A 24,750-nucleotide genomic window follows, 5' to 3' on the forward strand; every position below is an offset into this window, starting at 1 on the left:
ATGGTAGCAACCGTTTCGTTGCTTGCTACTTCGTTAGATAATTGTGGAAATTCAGACATTTTATCGTCCTCCTATTTTATATTTACTTCTCTATCATACCGAATTCTTACTTGTATTGCTATTTTTTTTAGTCGTTTTTATCAAGGGAATTAAAAAACAATGGCTTAGCTCTTCTTTTTTAACTTTTCCAAACACTTTTTTATCAAAGAAAAGTTCGTTTCATGGTATGATAGAAAAAGAATAGTATTTTTTTAAAAGGATGGTACACGATGCTTATTTTAACAAACTTTCCGCTTATAGCGGCTTTTACAGCTATTATATTTGCACAATTCATTAAAATCCCAGTAGCCTTTCTACTCCAAAGAAAAACAACTTGGGCATTGGCTACTTCAACGGGTGGAATGCCTAGCTCACATTCGGCTGCTGTATCTGCCCTTATTACTGCTTTAGCTTTACAATATGGTGTTGCTTCTCCTTTTGTAGCTATCGCAAGTACTTTTGGCGTTATCGTTATGTTTGATTCTATGGGTGTACGCAGACAAAGTGGCGAACAAGGTATTTTATTGAATCAATTAATCATTGATTTTCAGCTATTACGTAAAAAAGTGGTCAAGCTTTCTCATGAATCCGCAGCTCTTGTTGACGGACAAAAAGAACGGCATTTAAAAGAATACCTTGGTCATAAGCCCATTGAAGTTTTTTTTGGTATTCTTACGGGTATTCTAATCGCTTTTGTAACAAAAGCTGTATTGACTCACTTTTCACTGCTTTAATTTTCAATGCCGCGTTTATTAGTCCTTTTAGCTGTCTTGAAAGAGACTAGCATTTAAAGGACTATTTTTATTTGCATCTAAAGTTAGGTGTTTCCAAGGTGAACGACGGCAAATTATTTCAAATGAAAAATTTTGTATCATGGGAGGAATTGAATTTTGACTACTAAAGACATTTTTGACATTACGATTATCGGTGGAGGTCCTGTTGGCATGTTTGCTGCCTTTTATGGTGGTATGCGAAATGCAAAAGTTAAAATAATTGAAAGCTTGCCTCAATTAGGCGGTCAGTTAAGTATGTTGTACCCTGAAAAAGATATCTATGATATAGCGGCGCTTCCTGTCGTTAAAGGACAAGAATTGATTGACAACCTTTCCGTTCAAATCTCACGCTTTGATCCGACGATTTGTTTAGAAGAAGAAGTAATCAATGTCGTTAAAAATGATAATGGCATCTTTGAACTGACGACTACAAATTCCGTCCATTATTCAAAATCGATTATCATCACAGCTGGAAATGGCGCTTTCCAACCACGCAGATTAGAGTTAGAGCATGCGGATGACTATGAAGGAAAAACACTGCATTACTATGTTAATAACATTGAACAATTCAAAAATCGAACTGTTGCCATTTGCGGCGGTGGTGATTCTGCCGTAGACTGGGCGTTAGCTCTTGAACCCATTGCTAAGAAAGTGTACCTCATTCATAGAAGAAATAAATTCAGAGCATTGGAGCACAGTGTTTCTTTGCTAAATCAATCGAGTGTTGAAGTTATCACTCCTTATATTCCAGTTGCTCTCAAAGGAAACCACCCTCATATTAAATCTATCCAATTAAAAGAAGTCAGAGGAGAAAGTGAAAAAGAACTTGAAATTGACAATTTTTTAATTAACTACGGGTTTACCTCTTCCATTGGACCAATGAAAAATTGGGGGTTTGAGGTTAAACGAAATGAAATTCCCGTAAATACTAAAATGGAAACGACTGTTCCTGGTATTTATGCGGCCGGTGATATCTGTACTTATGAAGGGAAAATCAAATTGATTGCTACCGGATTTGGAGAAGCGCCGACTGCAATCAATAATGCTATGAGTTACATTAATCCAGATGAACGAGTACAACCTATGCACAGTACAAGTCTTTTTTAATTCAGTTTGGCCAGACGTAACGGTTTACGTGTTAATGGTTATTAGAAGTCATTTAATCTACTTTCTAGTATAATGAAGCTATACTTAAAACGGAGGGATACAAATGGTAAAAGATACCAATGAATTACATCAAAAATCATTAGAATTATTAGAACAACGTGGCGTGCAGTTAGAAGATATTGCCGAACTAGTCATGTTTTTACAACAATCGTATATTGATGACTTAACACTTGAATTGTGTTTGGAAAACGTAAAAGCTGTAATTAGAAAAAGAGAAGTGCAAAATACCATTCTTACAGGTATTCAATTGGATATCTTGGCAGAAAACAAACAATTAATGAACCCTTTGCTTGATATTATTGTTGATGATGAGGGTCTTTATGGAATTGATGAAATCATGGCTCTTTCTATTGTGAATGTCTATGGTTCAATTGGTTTTACAAACTACGGATATATTGACAAAATCAAGCCAGGTATTTTAGGCAAATTAAATAGTCATGACGATGATGAAGTACACACTTTCTTAGATGATATCGTTGGCGCTATCGCTGCTGCCGCTGCTAGTCGACTAGCACACGCTCATCCATCAAAAAGTGACATTACCAAATAATTTTATGGTTATCAAAAAAGAACGCACTGACATTTTTTTGTCAGTGCGTTCTTTTTAATTAAAAGCCTTTTTTTTAGTGTAAAAGTAGCCAAATACGATTTGAATTTCAATCAATACAAACGCTAGAATAAAACAATGCATAAAGAACGTTTCTGGCAATGCTAAAATAATGGGATCCGTAGACGGATTGAATAGCCAAGCATCATTATTAAAAAACAATTTATGAAAGGCCACAAATAATTGATCAAAACTAACAGCGATCATAAACAATACAACAAACGGAACCCCAATCCCTACTTGGAATGGGCGGACCAATTTCCAAAAAAGTTGATTTTTCTTGATGTAACGAATATAGAAAAATGATCCAATAGCAGTAACAAATGCTATGACATAGTCCAGAGTAAATAAACGTCTAACTTCGTAAAAGTGAAACAAGCCGCTTTCAGAACTCGGGAAGTTTGGAAAATTCAATTCAGCTACCCATGGAAAATTAAGGTAGTTTAGTAACACACGATAATTCTCCATCAATGTAGCTTTAGACAACCCTACATTCTCAGAAATTCCTAAGTAATCAATATCGAAACTATATAAGGAGTTAAGTTGATTGTCAGTGCAATCGAAAACGATAAAATAAACAAAAACAGGCAACTCAAGCCTATAAAATGGAGCACTTTTTCTTTCACTAGAACACCCACTCATCCAAAGAGTTCAATAGATAAGTTGGTTGTTCTTCTACAAGTTCTAAATCTTTAAGAGATGTAAAACCGGTCAATACTAACAGCGTATCCACATCATTGTTAATTCCTGCTAAAATGTCGGTTTCATAATTATCGCCTACCATAATGACCTCTTCTTTTGTTAAGCCAATCGTTTTAATCGCTTCTTCCATGATGATAGCTTCCGGTTTGCCGATAAAAGTAGGTTGAACTCTAGTAGCAGCTATCAATAATGCCACTAATGACCCTGCACCAGGAACCATTCCTTTATCACTCGGCAAATTGGTATCTTTATTGGTTGCAATAAAGCGAGCGCCTTTATGAATAGCCAAGGTAGCAGTTTCAAAGTCTTGATAGGTAACTTGTCGGTCGATTCCCACAACTACATAATCTGGATTCTCTTCATCTTCAATGAAACCTGCATTTCTCAAAGCATCTCTGATACCTGTTTCTCCTATAATATAGACCTTTTTCCCGCCACCTAATGAAGTCAGATAATCGGCTGTTGCAAGTGAACTAGTGTACACTTCTTTTTCAGACGTCTGAACACCAAAATTTTGAATCAAATTATCGGCTACTTCTTTTTGTGTTTTAGACGAATTATTGGTAACAAATAAATAGGGAATCTTATTTTCTTGCAGTCTTTTTATGAACCGTGAAGCTGCTGGAATCGGTTCTTTTCCTCGATACATTGTACCGTCTAAATCAATTAAATATCCTTTGTACTTCATTTACCTGACACAACCTTTATTCTCATTAGTTTATTTCGGAACTACTTTACGACGGATGCTGTATTGACGTTTCCCTTTAGCATCTTTTACAGTTTCTACTGTTTCTTTTGAAACTGTTTTTTCAATCGATTTTTCAATTGGTGAAATTTCTTTTTTAACAAACTCTTTTTTCGCTCTCATTCTATCCGATGATTTTTTCGTATTAAAAGTATTGGTTTGTTTTGGAACAGTATTTTTTGATTGTTCTTTTTTGACTACTTTATCATTTGTAGGACTTTTACTTTTTTGTGTTCTGCGTCTTTTGGGTTTACTAGTTGCTGTGCGTTCTTTTTTTTCATCCATTCGTTGCAAAACAAAATAAGGACATCCAAAGTTACAGTACTCATATAAATAATCCTGTAAATTTGCAATGCGTTGATCTTGTGGCACTTTACGATTACGGTTATCGTAAAAACCTTTCAATCTCAGTTGTTCAAATCCCCAGTCCGCAACAATGTAATCATATTTATTTAAGATTTCACTGTAGCGTTCGCCCAGCCGCTCTGCATCGAATGCTTCTCGGTAGTCTTTGACAATTTCAAATTTCTTACCCTCAATAGTGATTGTCGTAGCATCAATTCGTTGAACAATGGGTTCTTCAATGGGTTTAATTAATTCATCTACTTCTTTGTCGATTTCATTTGCTGTCAAACCTTCTGTATCCCGCTTCTCTTCTGTTTCAGCCACAAACGGATGTGTTTCTTTCACTCGTTTTTTCGGTCTAGGTTTAGCCGGTCTTTTTTTTGCTTGGACCGCTTTTCTAGGCTGAGTTGTTTCTTCTTTTTGTTCTTTAGTAATTTCGTTCTCACTTGTCATTGCGTTCACCTGCTTTCTTTCTCTATTCATTCGGTTGATTTATCTGCTGGATAATGCTTTTTCAGATAGAGTTCTAAAACATTTCTAATAAAATATGGAAATAACACTTCATTTTTCCCTTTGATTTCAATAGTAGGAAAAAATGGAATAAACATAAAATGATCTACTGTAGCAAACGTATACTGCTTATCGGGTTCTATTGGTTTATCTAACCAACAGACTTCACCGGTCATTTTATCATAAGTTACTCCATTGTAACAGATTTCGCCAAAAATTTGACCTCTAAATCCAATTCCTTTGATTGGGAAATTTCTCAAAAACAAGCGATTTTTTTCCATTTCATAAATCATACGAATCAGATCTTCTCCATTTAAGGTACACCTCAAGATCCGCATCGGATGTGGCAAAATTTCGTGCAGTGCATCTTTCGTAACTGTACCTTCAATTAACGGCTGCATAAACAAACCTGCGTTTAAAATCGCTGCATCAGTATGCGCGTATTCTTTTAGAGCTTCTAATCCTAGCGTAACAAGTTCTGAACTGCCTTGCCAGCTCACAGAAAAAGTATCTGGAACAGTAGCGATAATCTGTTCCATTAACAATTGATGCCCTTTTTTCTCATAGCTTTCAATCACTAACCTTTCATTTTTAGGAGCTTGCATGGTTGCCGTTTCTTTAACTGTTGCCTTAGCTGTTTTAATTTTATTTCCGTCAATTTCTAATTCAATATGGCCAACATATTGCCCATACTTTCCAGCTGCAGCGAGCAGCGTATTTCTTATTATTTCTCCATTTGGTAATAAATGATGCGTATGCGATCCGATAATAATCGAAATCATCGGATACATCTCCGCTATGCGCTTATCTTCACCAATTCCTAGATGAGACAGTAATATAATGGAATCGACCAAAGGAGACAACAGTTCTAGCATATCTCCTATCACTTCATCTGGGTTTTTCACATTCCACCCAATCGGTTTATAACTAGTGGGAAAAGGAGCCGTCAATCCAAATAGACCGATTTTATGACCCGTTTTAGTTTGAACGATATGAAATAATTTTGCCCATTCTGGTGGGTACCCTGTCTTATCATCATATAAGTTTGAAATTACAACAGGGAAATTGGCTTCATCGTATAAATGGTTCAATTGTTTTTTTGAGCTTCCAATTCCTTCGTTGTTTCCAATCGTAACCGCATCATACTCTACTTCATTTAGTAAGAGGATGTTGGCTTTTCCATCAGTAGCTTCCGTCAAAGGATGGACTCGATCACAGGCGTCTCCAATATCAAATAAAAATACTGTTTCATTTTCTTGTTCCAATCGCTTAGACTCTTCACGCAAATAAGCAGAAATTCTCGGCCAATTTTCAAAGTGAGAATGAATATCGTTTGTATGATAAATGTGGACACGTTCCATTTGCTTCATCCTTTATTTCAGAAATTTAGACTACTTTTATTATACCAATCTTCAAAAAAAATATCTTGTGTATTGATGAAGAAACACTCACTGATTCAAATTAACTCCAAATAGTCACAGACAATTTCTTATTCAACTTGAAAAAAATCGAATTCATTTGCAAAGAACCTTCTTTAATGATAAAATTTTCGAGTTGCCACATGTTAAAAACTTTCGCATAAAAGATTGGCTATCTTCCTATCCGTTGATTTTATCAAGAAAGTAAAGTCATCTATCTTTACTTTTCCAAAGAAATTCTTCATAATTATGAAGACATCTATCATTCATTGCCATTTCCATAACCCTAGTGTCATTTGTTTCATTTTACAACTGGATATCTTTAGATATTGGCTAATTTATAGTGTGTTCATCCATTCTATCTAACTCAATTATCTAAAGAAAGAATACTGAATCTTTTCAAATAAGAACAGGTGCTTTACAAAAAATAGAATATTCTATCTACCTACTGTAAGTATTAGAAAATTCTTTATTTGTTCTAAGCTTTTTTTTATTGTTCAAAATTTTATTCCTATATAAAGAGCGTGTAAGAGGTCTACTCCTTTCATCGTTCTTAATCTACCAACTTAAACATAGAAAACAAGGAGTGTGTCTAAATGATTGAATTTAAAAATGTTGAAAAGTACTATGGTGAGTTTCATGCTTTAAAAAACATCAACCTTACCTTTGAACAAGGTAAAGTGGTGGTAGTAATCGGTCCTTCTGGTTCTGGTAAAAGTACCATGCTACGTTGTATCAATGGTTTAGAAGAAATCTCTGAAGGAGAACTATTGATCAAAGACCAAAATATTCATGATAAAAATACGAATATCAACGAAATTCGTAAAAACGTTGGAATGGTATTTCAACATTTTAATCTTTATCCGCATAAAACCGTTTTAGAAAATATTATGTTGGCACCGATGAAAGTATTGAAACAATCTAAAGAAGAAGCTCAGAAAAATGCTGAGAAATTTTTAGAAAAAGTGAACATGCTAGATAAGAAAGATGCTTTCCCTTCTAATTTATCAGGTGGACAACAGCAGCGTATCGCTATTGCTAGAGGCTTAGCTATGGATCCGAGCGTTTTACTGTTTGATGAGCCAACCAGTGCCCTAGATCCTGAAACAATTGAAGATGTACTAGATGTCATGAAAAAACTAGCTAAAGAAGGCATGACAATGATTGTTGTTACCCATGAAATGGGATTTGCACGTGAAGTTGCTGACCGGGTTATTTTTATGGCAGACGGAGAAGTCCTTGAAGACCGCGAAACCGTTTCGTTCTTTGAAAATCCCAAAGATGAACGAGCAAAACAATTCTTAAGCAAGATTATTAACCATTAATTTTATAGGAGGACTTTACAGATGAAAAAATCAAACAAGCCATCACTTTTTCTTCTCTTACTCCTACCGGTCTTTTTTCTTGCTGCCTGTGGTTCTCAAAGTGCAGCAACAGTAGACATAACCGAACGTATAGAAGAAAACCCGACCATTACGTGGGGTGTAAAAGTAGATACTAATCTTTTTGGTCTCTATGATATCAAATCTGGTGAGATTAGAGGTTTTGATATCGATATTGCTAAAGCTATCACTGAAGAAATAACTGGAGACGAAGCTAACGCTGAATTCGTTGAAGTAACGTCGAAAACTCGTATTCCACTATTAAAAAACGGAAATATTGACGCTATTATTGCGACTATGACGATTACTGAAGAAAGAAAAGAACAAGTAAACTTTTCTGATATCTATTTTGATGCAGGACAAGCTTTATTGGTTCCAAATGATAGTTCTATTCAGAGTCTAGAGGATTTATCGGCCGATACAACAGTTCTAGCGGTTAAGGGCTCCACTTCTGCACAAAATATTCGTGAGTTGTCCCCTGATACAAATGTATTAGAATTAGAGAATTATTCTGAAGCATTTACTGCCTTACAATCAGGTCAAGGTGATGCCGTTACGACTGATAATGCCATTTTATTAGGAATTATTGCAGATAACCCAGGCTACCGATTAGCCGGTGGAAATTTCACTCAAGAACCTTATGGTATTGCTATTAATAAAGGTCAAGATGACTTTTTAACCGAAGTTAACGAAGCTTTAACTACACTCAAATCCAATGGCGTATACGACGAAATCTACGCTAAGTGGATTCCTGAAATGAAGTAAGACGATTACAACTTCACCTATAAGCAGTGAGTTTACTGCTAAGAAATAAAGAAGCGAGGTGCACCTATGCTAACGATCTTAACAACCTATCCTGATGTATTAATTGATGGGTTTCTAAATACACTGTATTCAAGTATTATTGCCTTATTTTTCAGTTTAATCATTGGTACTTTGATGGCCATTTTACAATTATCTAAAAACAAATGGATTAGCGGTTTGGCAAATGCTTATGTCGAGTTCTTCAAAAACATTCCGCTTTTAATCATTGTAATGTTCTTTTACGTAGTCGTTCCGTTATACTGGTTCTCTATTAATGGCTTTACAGCTGGTACAATCGGATTAACCATTTACACTTCTGCTTTTATTGCAGAAACGGTTCGTGCTGGAATTATGGGCGTGCCTAAAGGACAAACAGAAGCTGGACTTTCAACTGGTCTAACACAAAATGAAACCATGCGTTATATTGTATTGCCTCAAGCCTTTAAAATTGTGATTCCACCGCTTGGAAACCAATTTATCAATTTAGTTAAAAACTCTTCCGTTCTAGCAATGGTTACCGGGCTTGATTTAATGTACCAAGGCGATTTAATTGCCAGTGAGACGTTTAATACATTTGATACGTATATCTTAATCGGGTTAATTTACCTCATCATTACATTACCTTTGACTTACTTGATGAGTTATATTGAACGCCGCTTAAATGTAACATCTTAAAAGGAGGAGAAATTATTTGACTATTATAGAAGCTTTTTCGTGGATGAATATCCGCTTCTTACTGGATGGACTTCTCGTAACAGTAGAAGTCGCTTTACTTTCAATCGTCTTTAGTTTCATTATTGGGGCCATTTTAGGTTTGCTTCGGTATATGAAAATTCCCGTTTTTTCAAAAATCATCGGGGCTATTGTTGATTTAATACGAAATTTACCTTTGCTGTTAATTATCTTTTTTACTTATTTCGCCTTACCACAGATTGGTATCCGATTTGACATCTTTTGGTCAGCAGTAGCTGCATTGACTATTTTTGAATCTGCTATGCTTTCAGAAATCATTCGTGCTGGCTTAAACTCTGTTCCTTCTGGTCAAATGGAAGCTGGACGTTCTACTGGATTGTCGTACCTTCAAACGCTTTGGTTTATTCTTATTCCACAAGCCTTTAAAGCTATGGTTCCTCCAATCGTCAGCCAACTGATTTCTTTGATAAAAGATACTTCATTGGCAACCATTATCTCTTTACCAGAGTTAACTCATAATGCTCGAATCATTTATGGGCAAAATACCACTTATGTGATTCCAATGTTTATTGCTTTAGCATTCTTCTACTTTATTATTTGTTACGCTTTATCAAAAGTTGCTAAACGCTTTGAAACAAAATTAGCTTAACTAACAGAATAAAAGAAAGCCGCTCACTAAGAATATTTTTAGTGAACGGCTATTTTTTTGTTTTCTTTTCAGTTACGATAGAATAAAGTTAACTAATTAAAATAAAAATTGAAAGGACTTTACTATGACTCCCTTTACTGAACGTACCATTCAAGTCATCCAATCAATTCCAAGCGGAAAAGTCATGACTTACGGACAAATTGCTGCACTTGCTGGAAATCCACGTGGAGCAAGACAAGTCGTCCGTACCTTGCATACCATGAGTGGGAATTATAACTTGCCTTGGCACCGTGTTATAAACACTAAAGGTGAAGTAGCCATCAAAGATGCTGAAGGTGCCTTTACTCAAAAAGACCGTTTATTATCAGAAGGCATTATCTTGACTACTTCCGGAAAAATTGATCTATCGGTCTATCGTTATCATCCAGTAGTAGATTGGATCGTTGAAGAACTTTAAAAATAATACTTTTACGAGCAGACTAAACTAGTTATGCACATTTTTAACTACTTTCTGTTGATAGTGTATCTAACTGTCCAATTCATCCACAATATCTTCAATTCAAGAGATAAATGTTCGTTTATCCACAAAAAAAGTTTAACTTATCCACAATTTTTTTATGAACTAGTGCTTTTCGGTGTATAAACTCGTATAAATAGTTTTAAATTCTCATTTTTGTCCGTTATTATTTCTAATATCAATAGTTATACATGGTTATCAACAGGTTGTCTCTCTCGTTTAATTTTAGCGTTTTTTAGTGATTCTTTGTCAATTCATAGGTATGTTGCAAAAGAAATTTCTTATGGAATAGGTAGATTTTAGGCTTCTTCCATAATCAGCATCTCATTATCATCAAATTTCCAACTAGAACTATACGCAACTTCCCAATAATAACCATCTATATCTTGGAAGTAACCGCTGTACCCACCCCAACTAACTCTCACCGGTTCTTTTACAATTTTCCCGCCATTTTGTCTTACAAGAGCAATTGTATCATCTACTTCTTTTTCTGATTTCAGATTACAAGCTAATGTGATTCCGTTAAATCCTCTTTCTTGAACCAGTGGTGGAGCCGATTCATTAATATCTTTAGCTAGTTCTTCAATTGGAAACAACTCAAGTTTACTGCCTTGATTATTGAAAAAAACAATAGCTGGCGCATTTGATTCCTCAAACGTTTCAAAGCCAATGCTTTTATAAAAATTTAACGCAGCTTTGATATCCTTTACTCCAAGACAAATTAAATTAATGCGATTCATTTTAAGGTCTCCTTTTATAATGATTCAATCATAAATTGATCTTCTTTTGTTAGCTCAAAATCAAATAATTCTAAATTGGAAATTTGATGATCTTTGTTGTGAGACTTGGGGATAACTACCACACCTCTTTGAATTTGATACCGCAATAAAACTTGTCCCCAATTTTTCCCATAATTTTCAGCAATTTTAGCTAATTTAGCTCTTTGTTCTGGAGTAACTTTACTTAAGGGACCCCAAGCTTCTGGCACAATATCATTTTTAAGCATATAATCAATCATTTCATGATTCCATGTATGTGGATTCGATTGAATTTGGTTGACTGCGGGTTTAATACGAGCAAAGTTATGCACAGCTTCCAACATTTCAATAGTAAAATTAGAAACACCTATCGACTTGATTTTACCATTATCCACAAAAGATTCTAGAACTTCCCAAGTATATTTTAACTTTTCTTCATCATCAATTGGCTGGTGAATCAAATACAAATCAATATAATCCGTTTTTAAATTTTCTAAACTTTTCAATACCGTTTGTTCAACGGCTTTTCTTGAACCAATATAAGCATCATCTGATGGAATTTTTGTAGTGATATAAAATTCTTCACGGGGAATACCACTTTCAAAAATGGTTTTGCCAACACCAGATTCATTTTGATAAGAAATTGCTGTATCAATGAGGCGGTAGCCTTCCTGTATCGCTGATTTTAACGCACTAAAGTCTCCGTTCAACTTTCCTCTATATTGATTGCCTTCTTTGCCATAAGTGTTCGTACCTGTTCCGAGAAGTGGTATTTTTAATCCATTTGCTAATAAGGTCGTTTGCATTGGCTTTATTCCTCCTTATGATGATTTAGTTAATGTAATAGTAAGGGTTCTCATTATTATCTGTCAACTAACGACTATTTTTGGAATTGCAAATATCGAATTTAACGACTAAAAGATAGCTGAATAAAGACAAAAAAAACGTTCAATGCAGCTTTACAATGAACGCTTTTTTGTTGCTGAAAAGTTATCTCAGCTTTATATTAAATGAATCTAGTTGATTATTTTGCTACAGTTGTTTCGCCAGTAACAGTACCAGCGTCTAATACTGCAGAATCCATTAATTCTTGAGAATCAAATGTTACATTTCCTTCAACTTTTGAATCAGCTAGTTGGAATCCTTCAGCTTTAACTACAACATCTCCAACAAATGTTCCATTTTGGATTTTGAAGTTAGGTGATTCAACAATCATTTTTGGTGCTTCTAAAGTGAATTCTGCTGTAACGTTGCGATCTTCATCTTGTGAATACAATGCTAATTTGCGGTAAATATCTCCGCTTTCGTCGTTTTTATCATAGAACGTTCCAGATACAATAATATCTTCTGGTACAACTACGTCATCTGTGATTGCATAGATCCAAGTACCATCTGCACTAAGTCCTGCTACTACGTCTGCTGGGTCATTGCTGATTGATGCTGTTGTAACTACTTCTGTACTTTCTGCAACTGAAGAAGCCACCTCTGAACTTGCTACAGATGAAGAAGCTTTATCTGCTGTATCTTCGTTATTGCCACAACCTGCTAAAATAATAAGTGATGCACAAACTCCTAAAAACAAACCTCTTTTTTTATTTAATTTAACCATTATATTCCTTACCTCCATTTTTTTAATACGTTTCCAAAGCTATCAATACAATTTTCTAATAAAAATTTACACGTATTAATAACTTATACATAGTGTACAACGTCTTTGTGAATTATTCAACTTGTTTCGCTTAAAAAAACAAGTTTTTTTTAATTTGTGACAATTTTTTGTATAATTCAGTATTTTTTCCATTATTCAAGTGTTCTGCTTGCCATAGTCTTACCGTTTTATGATAACAATGACCTTATCCTCTTATCTTGCTATCAAGTAATTCGGTTGCTTTAACTTTTCCATTTTCGAACTAATGGGTATGCATCCATCTTCAGTCCGTTATTTTAGTTGCTCATTCATATAATATCCTTCTATGCCACTCTTCCTTGTGAATTAGTTTCAATTTCTCCATCCTGTAGTTAACTCATCAAAAAAAAACTAAAGATAATAACTATTACTTTTAGGTTTTAATCTTATTTATCTATGAAATGTACTCCGACACAAAATCCTGAACTTTTTTCTTATAGTCTTCTTTATTCTGTTCATACGATTCTGCATGATCAGCATTCGGTGCGATATAGAGTTCTTTAGGCGATGGATTCGCTTCATACACATCGTATACCATCTCTGTTGGTACAAATGTGTCTTTTTCACCATGAATAAACAACATAGGAACATTGTTATTTTTAATTTGCTCTACTGTATCAGCTTCTCCAAACCAGTAATCCGAACGGATCTTTGTTACTAAACTGGTTACAGGAATTAGAGGAAATGCTGGCAAGTCGTACATATCTTTTAATTGATAGGCCAACTCTCCATTTAAAGAACTGTATCCACAATCTTCCACGATTACCTTAACATTAGCTGGCAATTCTTCTCCACTGACATTCATAACCGTAGCTCCGCCCATACTAATCCCAAATAAAGCCAATTCAGCATCTGTACCGACCTTATCAATCATCAATTGAATCCACTGTAAGTAATCATTCCGTTCATGCCAACCAAAGCCGATATAATTGCCTTCACTTGTTCCGTGTCCTCGGGCATCGGGTACAAGTACATTGAATCCCATATCATGATACATTTTAACATACTGTGCCATTTGCTCTAAGTTTCCTGCATAGCCATGGGCCAATATAGCTACCTTTTTAGCATCAGAATCGCCTTTGATATAAATTCCAGAAAGTTTTAATCCATCTTCAGATTCAATTGATACATCTTCACGCTCTATCTTATCGTACCATTTCTTTTCTTCCAGCCATGGATCTTTTGGATCATAAACTCCGTCTACATCAGCTGCTTCAATAAAATCCTTTTGGTTGATTGCCACAGCTACATCATAGAAATAATTTCCTGCGAAACCCAAACCAAACACAACTAAAATGACTAAAACTCCCAAACCTATCCATAATTTTCTTTTCATTTAATCACACTCCACTTTTTTGTTGATTGAATCTTAAACCATTCAGTTTATTTTACCCATTTCTTCTATCAAATTGTACATCAAAGACAAAAAATAAAAGGCATACATTATTCGAACTGTTATACTCAAAATTGCTTATTAATCTTCCAAATAACTAAGTAGTTTAATAGTTGTATTTCGATTCCTGATGGTTACCTTTTTATAGAATAATTGACGGGCCAACTTCGAATAATACGTCTTATTGTAATTATTTTTAAAAACAGAGGACCAAAAGATAGCATGTTTTCCTATATAGACTTTTTCATAATTAGTATCAATAGCCGATAATAGTTCGACAATTTCTTTCTTATTTGCTGAAGGCAACAAAAATAAGGCATTGTGTTTGTAATCTGCATCTTTTCCCCACCATGTTGGTATACCCGCTAATTCCATTTTGTATTTCTCACCAGAAATAACCATGACATCAATTTGAAAAGCAAAATAGTTCATTAAAATTTTTTGACATTTTACCAGAACATCTTGTTCCGTTCCTTCTGCACTATCAACAATCAAATTGCCACTGTTAATATAAGTTCTGACATTTGTAAAACCATCCTTAATCAAATAGTGCGTTAACTCACTCATTGAAACGCTATTTTTACCTCCTACATTGACCCCTCGCAATAAAATAATAAATTCCATACAAAAACTCCCTTATTGATTGAATGGTTATTGCTGTTAAAAAGAACTGTTTTATTTATGGCCTATCCCATAAAAAGCTCGCAACAAGCTCATCAACTTGAGTATTTTCATGTAGTTGACTATGAGAAGCTTGTGATCCAGTAACGATTTCCTCACTATAATTCATTTCATTTATTTGCATTAAGTGCCCTATGGATAATCCACTTCTAAGAGAAACAGTTCCATCTCCATCTGACCCATCTTGCACATCTCCAACGATATTCAACAATGGTGTCTCTTTGGGATACTGCTGGATGCCAGCAGCAAAATCACTATATCGTTGACTGATGATTAGTGGACCATCCTGCTTTAAGGCATCAAACGACTGCTCTTCATTACCGGTTACAAAATCATTGAATGGCGCACCGATTGCAACAAATCGATTCACTATCGGCAGTGAATCTTCCTCTCCATATGTGACTAGATAGCGAAAACTGCTCACTCCACCCATTGAATGACCGACTAGATTCACCTCTTCAATCTGATACGTTTGTTTTAAGTAGACTAAAGTAGCCTTAATCCAATCTGCTTGATTCCATTCGTTATTTTTGTTGTCTGAAAATAGTACCTGAACCAATGGATTAGTTGATTGGTCATCCCAAGTACCGGTATCTGAAACACTCCCATTCGGCTGAACCGTTACGGTTAAAATCTTTTTCCCCCAACCATTTGTTTCAAAACGAGACAGCATTCCACTAAAACTTCCTTCCGTTCCACCATAACCATGGATAAAGAGTGTTGGAATGGCCGTTTGATTTGTCGTTAATGGATCCGTTACGCCACTGCTGGAAGTACTAGGTTCACTAGAACTATTTGACTTCAATTCACTAGTTGGATCACTTTCTTTAACCGTTCTAGCTGTCTTTTCATTTCCACATCCTACACTTACTAAACTAAGCACTAGGAATAGGAAAGAAAAAAAGAACATCTTTTTCATACCACTTTACTCCTCACTATTTTTTACTATACTACCAAAAAACTCTAATTTCCTTGAATTGTTCCTATTTTATTATTTCTATAATGTATCAAGATTAAAATCTTTCTTCATTATAATTCTTATCGTTTCCTTTTACTATTACCAATCATTGCAAAAAAAATAAACCCCTACTATTTCCATAGAACAGTAGGGGTTTATTTTTCACTCTCTTAGAAAGTCAATTAGTTATCCAGCTCAACCTGATATTTTTCAATTTCCGGTTGGTTTGCCCATACGAAATGTCCCTCTTTTATTTCTACAAAAGAAGGCTTTTCTACAGAATAATCGTGGGTGGATTCATCATAAACAATCAACACTTTTTCTTTTTCTATTTGAGGATCTGGTATAGGTACTGCAGACAACAGAGATTGAGTATAAGGATGTATCGGATTGGTAAATAACTCTTCTGCTTCTGCCAATTCCACAATTACTCCATAATCGTTAGTGTCACTCTTTCAACTCTCGGTTTTGGATTTGTATTATTTGGATTTAGCAGTGCGGGTAGTCGTGGTTGGGATGATACACTAGTTTTAGCAACGATTGTTATAGGTATTGTATCACTCGTATTATTCTCAGTGCGTCAATTACGTTCAAGTGATCCATTTTTAAATCTACGCGTTTTTAACAATAAAATCTTTACCATGACATCTTTTATCAACATTATTGTAACGATGATGTTATATGCTGATATGATTTTGTTGCCTATGTATTTACAAACAGGACGCGGATTTTCTGCAGTTGATTCAGGATTGCTATTACTGCCTGGAGCACTTGTTAATGCTGTTTTATCTCCAATTGTCGGAAAATTATATGACCGCTACGGCGCGAAACCCTTATTCATTATTGGTTTGATTTTTGTTATTCCTTCTATGTGGGTCGTTACTAGTTTAACAGCCGCAACAACCTTTACTTTCTTGATGATTCGTACAATTTTCTTGCGTATCGGTTTAAGTTTTATCACAATGCCATTGAGCACTGCTGGTTTAAACGCCTTACCAATTGATCTTATTAATCACGGTACAGCTGTTAACAACACTGTTCGTCAAATTGCAGGAGCAGTTGGAACGGCTGTTGTTATAACTATCTACTCTTCAAAAGCAGCCCTTTATGCAGGTGATTTAGCAGCTCAAGGTATCACAGAAAACATCAAGTCTTTAACGTCCATTTTTGCTGCAAGTAAAGCCTATTACTTCATGACGATTCTAGCTATTCTTGCAATGGTATTGACATTCTTAACACCATTAAAGAAACCTACACCAGTCATTGAACAAATTGAAGAATTTGAGCAGTAATAAACTTTCAGATTTATAAGTGTAATCAATAAAAAAGTGCTTCTAGTTGAATACACTAGAAGCACTTTTTTACTGTATTAATTTTGATAACCCTAATCAGAATTTAAAAAATAATGACCATAAAAGTTATTTTCTTTTCTTTCTACCCATCGATTTGAAAGCACGTTTCATAACATCCATAAAACTTAGGGATTGAACCATATGACTTGGATCTACGTATTCTCTTATAGCTCTAAGAACTTTCTTAGGATTCTTAGAAGAAAAAGTAAACGTACCAGATTTCTTCGTTTCAATCGCGTACCGTGGAATCCATTTTCCTTTGAACATGACAGAAGCAATCACATTTTCTACTTCTTCCCAAGGAATTTGAATGTATTTACGAGCATCACGTGCATTGAAAAACTCAAATCCATTATCACCAATCATAATTTTCCCGTAATCTGTTAGGCCCGTAAAAGCGGTAGCGTCAATTACCAGGTCCACCTTTGTATTAATTGATTCAACCATTTTATCCGCTCCATCTCTTTATCTTGTTATGATTTCATTATACGTTGTTTCAAACATTTAAGGAAACAAAAAAAGTGACTGAGAGATTCCCAGCCACTTTTTTTGTATACGAACTAGTGTTGATTCAGAAAACTTAAAAGACTTTATTATAGAAGTCCGATTAAGTGTCCACCAATTCCGACTACGAATAAACCAAGAATGATAACGATTGGGCTAACTTTTTTCTTAAGCAAGAACATACATAACATTGTTAAAGCCAATGCTGCCAATCCTGGAATCAATTGATCCAAGTTGTTTTGTAAAGTAGTTACTTTTGTTCCTGAAAGCGCCATACCTGAGTTTACTTGTTCAAAAGCTTGACGGATACCTTCTCCACCATTAGGAAGTTCATCCCATTTAATGAATGCTCCATCATCTAATTGAACTCTAGAAACAACTGGTTTGAAACTAATTGATACCCATCTCTGTACTAGTGCTGCCAGTACGAACATACCTAAAATTGAAGCACCTTTTGTAATGTCTTGTAATAAACCACCTGAAAGGTCTTCTGTGATTTTAGAACCGGCTTTATAACCGAATTCTTGTGTATACCACATGAATCCCCAACGAATAAGGTTCCAAGCTACGAAGAAGATGATTGGTCCAAGGATATTTCCACCCATTGCTAAAGATGCTCCTAGAGCACCTAACATCGGACGTACAGTAAACCAGAACACAGGGTCACCAACACCGGCCAAAGGACCCATCATACCAACTTTAACCCCTTGAATAGCTACATCATCAACAGGAGCTCCATTTGCACGTTCTTCTTCAAGAGCTAAAGTAACTCCAAGAATTGGTGAAGCAATATATGGGTGAGTGTTAAAGAATTCTAAGTGGCGTTTTAACGCTGCTTTTTGATCCTCTTTATTTGTATATAATTTTTTGATTGCTGGAATCATTGAGTAAGCCCAACCACCATTTTGCATACGTTCATAGTTCCAAGAACCTTGAATGAACGTTGAACGCCATGCTACGGCTAAGCGATCTTTTTTAGTTAAAGTAATTTTTTCTGCCATGTCTCTTCTCCTCCTTCAGGATTAATAATCGTTTAAGATATCGCCAAGCGGGTCACCAGAGTTACTTCCGCCACCATTTGAAGAACCACCCATTTTAGAAAGGTTCAAGTAAATAAGAGCTAAAGCTACTCCTAATGCTCCAAGAGCAATAAGTGTTAATTGAGAAATTGCTGCTACTACGAAACCAATAATGAAGAAAGGCCATACTTCTTTTGTTGCCATCATGTTGATTACTAATGCATAACCAACCGCAACAACCATTCCTCCACCAATTGCCATACCTTCAGTTAACCAAGCTGGCATTGATTCTAAGAAAGATTGTACTGTTGCTGCTGGGATAAATAATAGTGCTCCTGCAGGAATTGCAATACGAACCCCTTGCATAGCTACTGCTGATAAGTGTAACCATTCAATTTTCTTGAAGTTACCTTCTTCAGCTGCACTGTCCATTAAGTGTACGATAGGTACAGCTAATGTACGAACAACCATTGTTAAGAAAAGTCCTGCTACTGCAAGTGGAACCGCAATTGCGATCGCTGCTGGAACTCCGGCAACGCCTTGTCCACCTAATACTAAAATAATTGCTGATGCAACTGATGCTAATGCAGCATCTGGTGCTACGGCTGCTCCAATATTTGCCCAACCAAGAGCGATCATTTGAAGAGTTCCGCCAAGAACGATACCTGCTGTTAAATTACCTGTTACTAAACCGATTAATGTACATGCTACTAACGGTTGGTGGAATTGAAATTCATCTAAGATTCCTTCCATACCAGCTAGAAATGCAACAAGAATTACTAGAACAATTGATATTATAGACATAATAGGCCTCCTATTTAATTTAATGTTGTTACTTTATTTTGCGCGTGCTAACTCATTTTTTGCTTTTTTAATAATTTCTTGCATGTTGGCACTAGAATCGTTTGGTACTTTACGTACATCAAATTTAACGCCTTTTTCTTTCATTTCTTCAAATGCTTTCACATCTTCATGTCCCATTGAAAGAACTTTACTTACAACAACTTTACCAACAGAGTGAGCCATTGAACCAACGTTAACTTCTTTAATGTCTACGCCGCCGTCCATAACTCTTAAAACATCTTGTGGATTTTCAAACAACAATAATGCTTTTGTGCCGCCAAAACGAGGGTCTTTATAAATTTCAATCATTTTACTGATTGGAACAACATTCGCTTTAACTCCTGGTGGTGCTGCTTGCTCGATTAATTTCTTACGAAGTTCATCTTTAGCAACTTCATCAGAAACGATGATGATACGGTTTGGTCCCATAGCTTTTGTCCAAGCAGTTGCTACTTGACCATGCAATAAACGAGAATCCACACGTGTTAATACCAATTTAATTTTTCCGTCACCAACTACTGTACCTGGTGGGATTGAACCTTGTACTGGTCCAGCAGCTGCAACAGCAGTTGTAGATACAGGTTCTAATTCTTCTGGTCTAATTCTCACGCCTTCTTTTGCTGTTCCAATGATTTGTGCTGCAATTTCTTGAGCCGAAGTCATTGACAAACGAGATGCATAAGCTTCAATTACCATTGGTAAATTCAATCCAGAAACGATTGCCCATTTATCTTTGCGTTCTTCAAACAATGTATTAGCTTGATTAAACGGAGTACCACCCCATAAATCAACTAAGAATAATACTTCATCTTGATCGTCAAACGATGCAATTGCAGTTTTCATTTTTGCTTTAACATCTTCTGGACCTTCGCTTGGCATTAAAGTAATAGCTTTAACATTTTCTTGTTCTCCAAAAATCATTGCGCCAGATTGCAAGATGCCTTCAGCAAATTCGCCATGGCTTGCTAGTATAATTCCTACCATATTTCTACCTCCTAAATATTTTATTCCTAACTTTTCTAGTTAGACACAACTAACAGCTTTGAGTTGTTACTATACATTAGTTTTGTCTGTTTTAAAAAATAACCTCCAGTGCTAACAACACCGCCACCTTTCAAAACTTTCTTCTAAACTTTTTTAGTGTTTAGATTTTTTTATTGCCTTTATTAATTTGTCCATCACTTAATAAAATGCAACTATCGTGCCAACTTTAGTGTATCACCAAAAAAATCGATAGAATCGACATTCGCAACTAGAAATTCACGACACAAACGATACACTAAATAGTGTATCGTTTGTGTCGTGAAGCACTTTCATCTTTTGAATTTTTAGTGTATTATATTCAATTTTAAAAAAATGACTATAATACACTAAATATCTCTTTTGTTATAGCCTAAAAATCCACTAACAGAAAGAACAGTACCTACTATACTCAAGAGGCTTAGAGTGAGCCAATTGACCTCTTCATTTGGAAGCAACGGCACGTGGTAAAAAGCAGAGAACCGGTTTAGCCATTCTGGAAATCCAAGTAAACTGCCCAAATAAATGACTAACATTGCAAAGAACATATAGACCCAAACAAAACCCGCCCATTTAGGAAAAACGCCTACTAACAAAGTGGTTAAACCTATCACCACCCAGATAGCTGGAACATAGGCTAGCACAGATGCTAAAACGGATCCTAATCCAATAGTCTTTTCTATTACTTGACTTGCCGAAACATATAGTCCTATTCCAATTAGGATTTGCGTCAATATACCCGTTAGAAAGGCAACGATGTAATAACTCCCCATAATTTCACTGCGAGAGACCGCTCGACTATAAAAGTTCTCCGTTCGTCCCATTCTTTCTTCTTTTTTCAATTTCAACAAAATAGAAACGCTGGGAATAGCCGCAAAAACGGACATAATCCAAATCAATAATGTAATAAACTGTTCTGTCATGGAAGCAGTCGAATTAGCAGGTAAGACCTTTTTAACCAATTCAAGATCAGAAAAATAAGTTTCTAAATCTCCTAGTATCGCTCCAAAAGCTACACTCATTAAAAATATGCCGATGCCCCATGAAAAGATAGTTCCTTTTTCTAACTGCCAAGTTAAACCAAACCGGCTTTTTAAAAAGCGAGAAGCATAACGTTTTCCTTTTTGATCTGGTAGCAGGCCGGCATTGATATCTCTTTTATGATTCAGATAAAACGTGCTCATTAGAAGTGTCGTGCCTCCACAAACCAATGCCAAAATGGGCCACCACTGCTGATTTTCAACAAATACGCTTGTACGAACAGTCCACCCTAATGGAGAGAACAACGACATCAAATCATTGCCAACGTCTCCAATCGCTCTTACGATATAAGCTGTTATCAACATGCCAAAAGAAATTCCCAAAGTTCCTCTTGTCGTTGCTGTTAGTTGAGCAGCAACCGCTGAGACTCCTGCAAAGAACAAACCCGTACTTGCAAGAATACCGCTGTACAGCACAACAGACTCTAAATTAAACGCTTCATGCATGAACAATCCTAACCCTATTGACAAAAAAATAAACAATACACTATTTACGATGACCATCAGGATTATTCCTGCTAATAAATATGCTAATCTCCCTACCGGTAAAGCTCGAATCAATTCCAACCGACCTTCTTCTTCATCCATTCTCGTACTAGAGGTTACCAATAAGATATTCATAACACTCACTGCAACAGCCGATAACAGCAACATTTCACTCGCAAAAACTGCACCTAGGTTAAAGGTTTCAATCTGATAAGCTTTGCCTAACATCGCTACCATAGCAGGATTCTGCATCGTTAAGCCAAATTCAAAAATTTCTTTTTCACCTGTATAAATGGTTGTATAAGCCGATACAGTCGCTAAAGATACACCAATCAAACCGAATAACCATAAACTAATTTTCAACCTATTCTGTTTAAAAATCAGCCAGATTATCCTGTTGGTTCCTTTGAATAACTGAGCAACCATCATTAGACACCTCCTTTAACACTACTTTGTTGCTCACTATCTTCTTTGTAGTGTCGGATAAACAAATCTTCTAACGTTGGCGGAGCACTATCAATTTTTAAAACACCGAATTGACTAATGTAATGGATCACTCTTTCCATTTCTTCACTGTCTACTTGAAATTCCCATCCACCATTTTTATAAACAGCGTCATGGACTCCTTTTAACTCAGAAAATCCAACCATTGCCTTTCGTGTTTCAACGATTAACTTTGTGCGTGTCAAATGAATCATCTGGGATAACGTTCCTGTTTCAATTATTTCCCCTTCGCGAATAATGGCTACACGATCACATAATTTTTCAACTTCAGAAAGAATATGGCTTGATAGTAAGACCGTTTTACCTTGTTGTTTCACTTCCAAAATACACTCCTGGAAAATTCGTTCCATTAAAGGATCTAATCCAGCAGTGGGTTCATCAAGGATATACAGATCTGCTTCAGAAGCAAAAGCTGCGATCAAGGCTATTTTTTGTCGATTCCCTTTTGAGTAGGTGCGGCATTTTTTTGACGGATCTAGCTTAAAACGTTGAATCAATTCATCGCGTCTATTTTCATTGCCCTTACCGCGCATGGTTAAAAACAAATCAATAACTTCTCCACCAGTTAGATTAGGCCATAAATTAGCATCTCCTGAAACATAGGCAACTCTTTTATGGATTGCTACAGCGTCCTTCCAAGCATCTTTGCCAAAAATTGTCACTTGTCCTTCACTTGGTTTTAACATCCCTAGTAAAACGCGGATAGTAGTGGATTTCCCGGCTCCATTCGGACCAATAAACCCATATATCTCGCCTTCATTTACGGATAGATCGACCTTTTTTAAAGCAGTAAATTTTCCAAATCGTTTAGTTAATCCTTTTACTTCTACTAAACTCATTTTTACTCCTCCTAATAAAAACAATTTTCCAACCGGCGTACTGATTAATTTGCTGCTAGTCTATTTTAAAAATTCAGCGTCAATGACCGCTTCGGTCGTCCGCTGCAAAGACTCTTTAGAAAGTTGGTTTTCTTGAGAACGATTAAGCGCATGCTGACTGCCAAGTTCCTTGGTATACTCATCCAGCTGATAGATTCTAAACTTATTTCTTGAATCTTCGGTATCGTTCTTATTGCCTGTGTACTGCATAACTGTCGCATCCCATTTGACATTTTCAATAGTTTTTTCTTCTTCTGTCAGAACAAAATCAAATGAAATCATTCCGCCTAACATATTGTTTTCAGTTCCCGTGGACATTGCAGAGAGAAAGTTCCCCAATGAGTAAACGACCAATGTTTGATTGCCATTTTTCCCTTCTACCCACTCGACCGGTTGAATCACGTGCGGATGAGTCCCAATCACTGCATCTACTTCTAGATCCGCAAACAATTGAGCATATTTCTTTTGAAACTCATTCGGTTCAAGCATATGTTCGTCGCCCCAATGAGCAGATACAATCACAAAATCACTGACTTTCTTTGCCCGTTCAATATCTTGAGTGATCAACGCTTCATCAAAATAATTCAACCGGTAAGAAACATCCGGCTCAATGCCATTGGTACCGTATGTATAGGCTAGAAATGAAAAGGTTACACCGTCACGTTCAATGACCGGAATTGCATCACGCTCTTCTTGAGAATCAAAGACCCCTGTAAATACCATATCTTCTTGTTTATCCCATATGTCTAAAGTGTTGACTACACCTTGTCTGCCTTTGTCCAGTGAATGATTAGATGCGCCATTCACTAAATCGAACCCTAATTCATTTAAATCAGCTGACATATCGCTAGGTGTATTAAATGCTGGATAGCCGGAAAATCCAAAATCATCTCCACCAATCAATGTTTCTTGATTAATAAACGCTAAATCAGCCGTTTCAATCTCCTCTGCTACGTTTTCAAACATGGGTTTAAAATCAAATGTGCCATCTTCTAACTGTGCTTCTTCAAAAATCACATTATGAATCAGGTTATCTCCTACTCCCATAAATGAGACTCTTTTTTCTTCACTAGTTTGTTCAACAGATGATTCACTTGATGAAGTGATTTCTGATGAGTGATTTTCACCAACTTTATTTATGCATCCACTTAAGAGTAATGCGGCTACAAAACACCCTATTTTTTTCATTTTGTTTCTCCCTCGTATTTTCCATTTAGTTCGTTTCTCATTCAAAATAATGGTAAGCGTTTTATATTGGAATGTAAAGCTTTATAAG

25 protein-coding genes and 2 pseudogenes are annotated in these 24,750 nt (G+C 35.8%); 9 read left to right on the forward strand and 18 right to left on the reverse strand.

The annotated features are described in order from the left end of the window. Positions 1 to 269: 269 nt before the first annotated feature. From CAT7_RS01555 to CAT7_RS01565, 3 genes are all read left to right on the forward strand, one after another. Positions 270 to 773, forward strand: a complete 504-nt coding sequence (locus CAT7_RS01555) for a divergent PAP2 family protein (protein ID WP_007721246.1) — start codon at positions 270 to 272, stop codon at positions 771 to 773. Positions 774 to 926: 153 nt separating this feature from the next. Then, a complete protein-coding gene (locus CAT7_RS01560) occupies positions 927 to 1,919 on the forward strand; it encodes an NAD(P)/FAD-dependent oxidoreductase (protein WP_035019329.1) in 993 nt (330 codons plus the stop codon). A 103-nt stretch (positions 1,920 to 2,022) separates the two neighbouring features. After that, entirely contained in the window at positions 2,023 to 2,529 is a 507-nt protein-coding gene (locus CAT7_RS01565; RefSeq protein ID WP_007721250.1) for a phosphatidylglycerophosphatase A family protein, read from the forward strand. Between the two features lie 54 nt (positions 2,530 to 2,583). Here the strand turns inward: CAT7_RS01565 and CAT7_RS01570 are convergent. The 4 genes and pseudogenes from CAT7_RS01570 to CAT7_RS01585 form a co-directional block, all read right to left on the reverse strand. Continuing rightward, positions 2,584 to 3,167: pseudogene (locus tag CAT7_RS01570) on the reverse strand (TIGR01906 family membrane protein). A 44-nt stretch (positions 3,168 to 3,211) separates the two neighbouring features. Continuing rightward, positions 3,212 to 3,976, reverse strand: a complete 765-nt coding sequence (locus CAT7_RS01575) for a TIGR01457 family HAD-type hydrolase (RefSeq protein WP_007721254.1) — start codon at positions 3,974 to 3,976, stop codon at positions 3,212 to 3,214. A 30-nt stretch (positions 3,977 to 4,006) separates the two neighbouring features. Continuing rightward, positions 4,007 to 4,831, reverse strand: coding sequence for a YutD family protein (locus tag CAT7_RS01580; RefSeq protein WP_007721256.1), 825 nt, complete (start codon positions 4,829 to 4,831; stop codon positions 4,007 to 4,009). 26 nt (positions 4,832 to 4,857) lie between these two features. Further along, entirely contained in the window at positions 4,858 to 6,249 is a 1,392-nt protein-coding gene (locus tag CAT7_RS01585) for a bifunctional metallophosphatase/5'-nucleotidase (protein WP_007721258.1), read from the reverse strand. 653 nt (positions 6,250 to 6,902) lie between these two features. On the opposite strand from CAT7_RS01585, the gene CAT7_RS01590 reads away from it, so the two are divergent. From CAT7_RS01590 to CAT7_RS01610, 5 genes are all read left to right on the forward strand, one after another. Continuing rightward, entirely contained in the window at positions 6,903 to 7,631 is a 729-nt protein-coding gene (locus CAT7_RS01590) for an amino acid ABC transporter ATP-binding protein (protein ID WP_007721260.1), read from the forward strand. 21 nt (positions 7,632 to 7,652) lie between these two features. After that, complete coding sequence (locus CAT7_RS01595; RefSeq protein ID WP_007721263.1) at positions 7,653 to 8,453, forward strand: transporter substrate-binding domain-containing protein; 801 nt, start codon at positions 7,653 to 7,655, stop codon at positions 8,451 to 8,453. 66 nt (positions 8,454 to 8,519) lie between these two features. Then, complete coding sequence (locus CAT7_RS01600; RefSeq protein ID WP_007721264.1) at positions 8,520 to 9,167, forward strand: amino acid ABC transporter permease; 648 nt, start codon at positions 8,520 to 8,522, stop codon at positions 9,165 to 9,167. A gap of 43 nt (positions 9,168 to 9,210) precedes the next feature. After that, positions 9,211 to 9,834 (forward strand): amino acid ABC transporter permease, encoded by a 624-nt coding sequence (locus CAT7_RS01605; protein ID WP_029277676.1) that lies wholly within the window; start codon positions 9,211 to 9,213, stop codon positions 9,832 to 9,834. Positions 9,835 to 9,958: 124 nt separating this feature from the next. Further along, positions 9,959 to 10,291, forward strand: a complete 333-nt coding sequence (locus tag CAT7_RS01610; protein WP_007721268.1) for an MGMT family protein — start codon at positions 9,959 to 9,961, stop codon at positions 10,289 to 10,291. A gap of 359 nt (positions 10,292 to 10,650) precedes the next feature. On the opposite strand, the gene CAT7_RS01615 is transcribed toward CAT7_RS01610, so the two are convergent. The 7 genes and pseudogenes from CAT7_RS01615 to CAT7_RS01645 all read right to left on the reverse strand — a co-directional run. Beyond that, complete coding sequence (locus CAT7_RS01615) at positions 10,651 to 11,091, reverse strand: VOC family protein (protein WP_007721270.1); 441 nt, start codon at positions 11,089 to 11,091, stop codon at positions 10,651 to 10,653. Between the two features lie 14 nt (positions 11,092 to 11,105). Further along, a complete protein-coding gene (locus tag CAT7_RS01620; RefSeq protein ID WP_007721272.1) occupies positions 11,106 to 11,915 on the reverse strand; it encodes an aldo/keto reductase family protein in 810 nt (269 codons plus the stop codon). Positions 11,916 to 12,133: 218 nt separating this feature from the next. Beyond that, positions 12,134 to 12,718 carry a hypothetical protein gene (locus CAT7_RS01625; RefSeq protein ID WP_007721274.1) on the reverse strand — a complete coding sequence of 195 codons (585 nt, stop codon included), beginning with the start codon at positions 12,716 to 12,718 and terminating at the stop codon, positions 12,134 to 12,136. Positions 12,719 to 13,190: 472 nt separating this feature from the next. Next, entirely contained in the window at positions 13,191 to 14,132 is a 942-nt protein-coding gene (locus CAT7_RS01630) for an alpha/beta hydrolase (RefSeq protein ID WP_007721276.1), read from the reverse strand. Between the two features lie 138 nt (positions 14,133 to 14,270). Next, the gene (locus CAT7_RS01635) at positions 14,271 to 14,813 is read right to left on the reverse strand and encodes a DUF1697 domain-containing protein (RefSeq protein WP_007721278.1); all 543 of its coding nucleotides are present in this window, start codon (positions 14,811 to 14,813) and stop codon (positions 14,271 to 14,273) included. Positions 14,814 to 14,868: 55 nt separating this feature from the next. After that, entirely contained in the window at positions 14,869 to 15,789 is a 921-nt protein-coding gene (locus CAT7_RS01640; RefSeq protein ID WP_007721280.1) for an alpha/beta fold hydrolase, read from the reverse strand. A gap of 221 nt (positions 15,790 to 16,010) precedes the next feature. Further along, positions 16,011 to 16,262: pseudogene (locus CAT7_RS01645) on the reverse strand (ABC transporter ATP-binding protein); the annotation flags it as partial. A 3-nt stretch (positions 16,263 to 16,265) separates the two neighbouring features. On the opposite strand from CAT7_RS01645, the gene CAT7_RS01650 reads away from it, so the two are divergent. Next, positions 16,266 to 17,120 carry an MFS transporter gene (locus tag CAT7_RS01650; RefSeq protein WP_232208100.1) on the forward strand — a complete coding sequence of 285 codons (855 nt, stop codon included), beginning with the start codon at positions 16,266 to 16,268 and terminating at the stop codon, positions 17,118 to 17,120. A gap of 126 nt (positions 17,121 to 17,246) precedes the next feature. Here CAT7_RS01650 and CAT7_RS01655 read toward each other — a convergent pair whose 3' ends face one another. The 7 genes from CAT7_RS01655 to CAT7_RS01685 form a co-directional block, all read right to left on the reverse strand. Then, positions 17,247 to 17,627: a DUF956 family protein gene (locus tag CAT7_RS01655; RefSeq protein ID WP_007721285.1), complete on the reverse strand. Its 381-nt coding sequence runs from the start codon at positions 17,625 to 17,627 to the stop codon at positions 17,247 to 17,249. Positions 17,628 to 17,773: 146 nt separating this feature from the next. After that, positions 17,774 to 18,685: a PTS system mannose/fructose/sorbose family transporter subunit IID gene (locus tag CAT7_RS01660; RefSeq protein WP_007721287.1), complete on the reverse strand. Its 912-nt coding sequence runs from the start codon at positions 18,683 to 18,685 to the stop codon at positions 17,774 to 17,776. Between the two features lie 21 nt (positions 18,686 to 18,706). Continuing rightward, a complete protein-coding gene (locus tag CAT7_RS01665) occupies positions 18,707 to 19,507 on the reverse strand; it encodes a PTS mannose/fructose/sorbose transporter subunit IIC (protein WP_007721289.1) in 801 nt (266 codons plus the stop codon). Between the two features lie 33 nt (positions 19,508 to 19,540). After that, positions 19,541 to 20,530 (reverse strand): mannose/fructose/sorbose PTS transporter subunit IIB, encoded by a 990-nt coding sequence (locus tag CAT7_RS01670; RefSeq protein ID WP_007721291.1) that lies wholly within the window; start codon positions 20,528 to 20,530, stop codon positions 19,541 to 19,543. Between the two features lie 386 nt (positions 20,531 to 20,916). Continuing rightward, positions 20,917 to 22,521, reverse strand: a complete 1,605-nt coding sequence (locus tag CAT7_RS01675; protein WP_007721293.1) for an ABC transporter permease — start codon at positions 22,519 to 22,521, stop codon at positions 20,917 to 20,919. Next, complete coding sequence (locus tag CAT7_RS01680; RefSeq protein ID WP_007721295.1) at positions 22,521 to 23,435, reverse strand: ABC transporter ATP-binding protein; 915 nt, start codon at positions 23,433 to 23,435, stop codon at positions 22,521 to 22,523. The genes CAT7_RS01675 and CAT7_RS01680 overlap by 1 nt, the downstream gene beginning before the upstream one ends. Positions 23,436 to 23,495: 60 nt before the next feature. Next, the gene (locus tag CAT7_RS01685) at positions 23,496 to 24,662 is read right to left on the reverse strand and encodes a CapA family protein (RefSeq protein ID WP_007721297.1); all 1,167 of its coding nucleotides are present in this window, start codon (positions 24,660 to 24,662) and stop codon (positions 23,496 to 23,498) included. Positions 24,663 to 24,750 lie beyond the last annotated feature (88 nt).

Source organism: Carnobacterium sp. AT7 (assembly GCF_000171855.1).
GTDB classification, from domain to species: domain Bacteria; phylum Bacillota; class Bacilli; order Lactobacillales; family Carnobacteriaceae; genus Carnobacterium_B; species Carnobacterium_B jeotgali.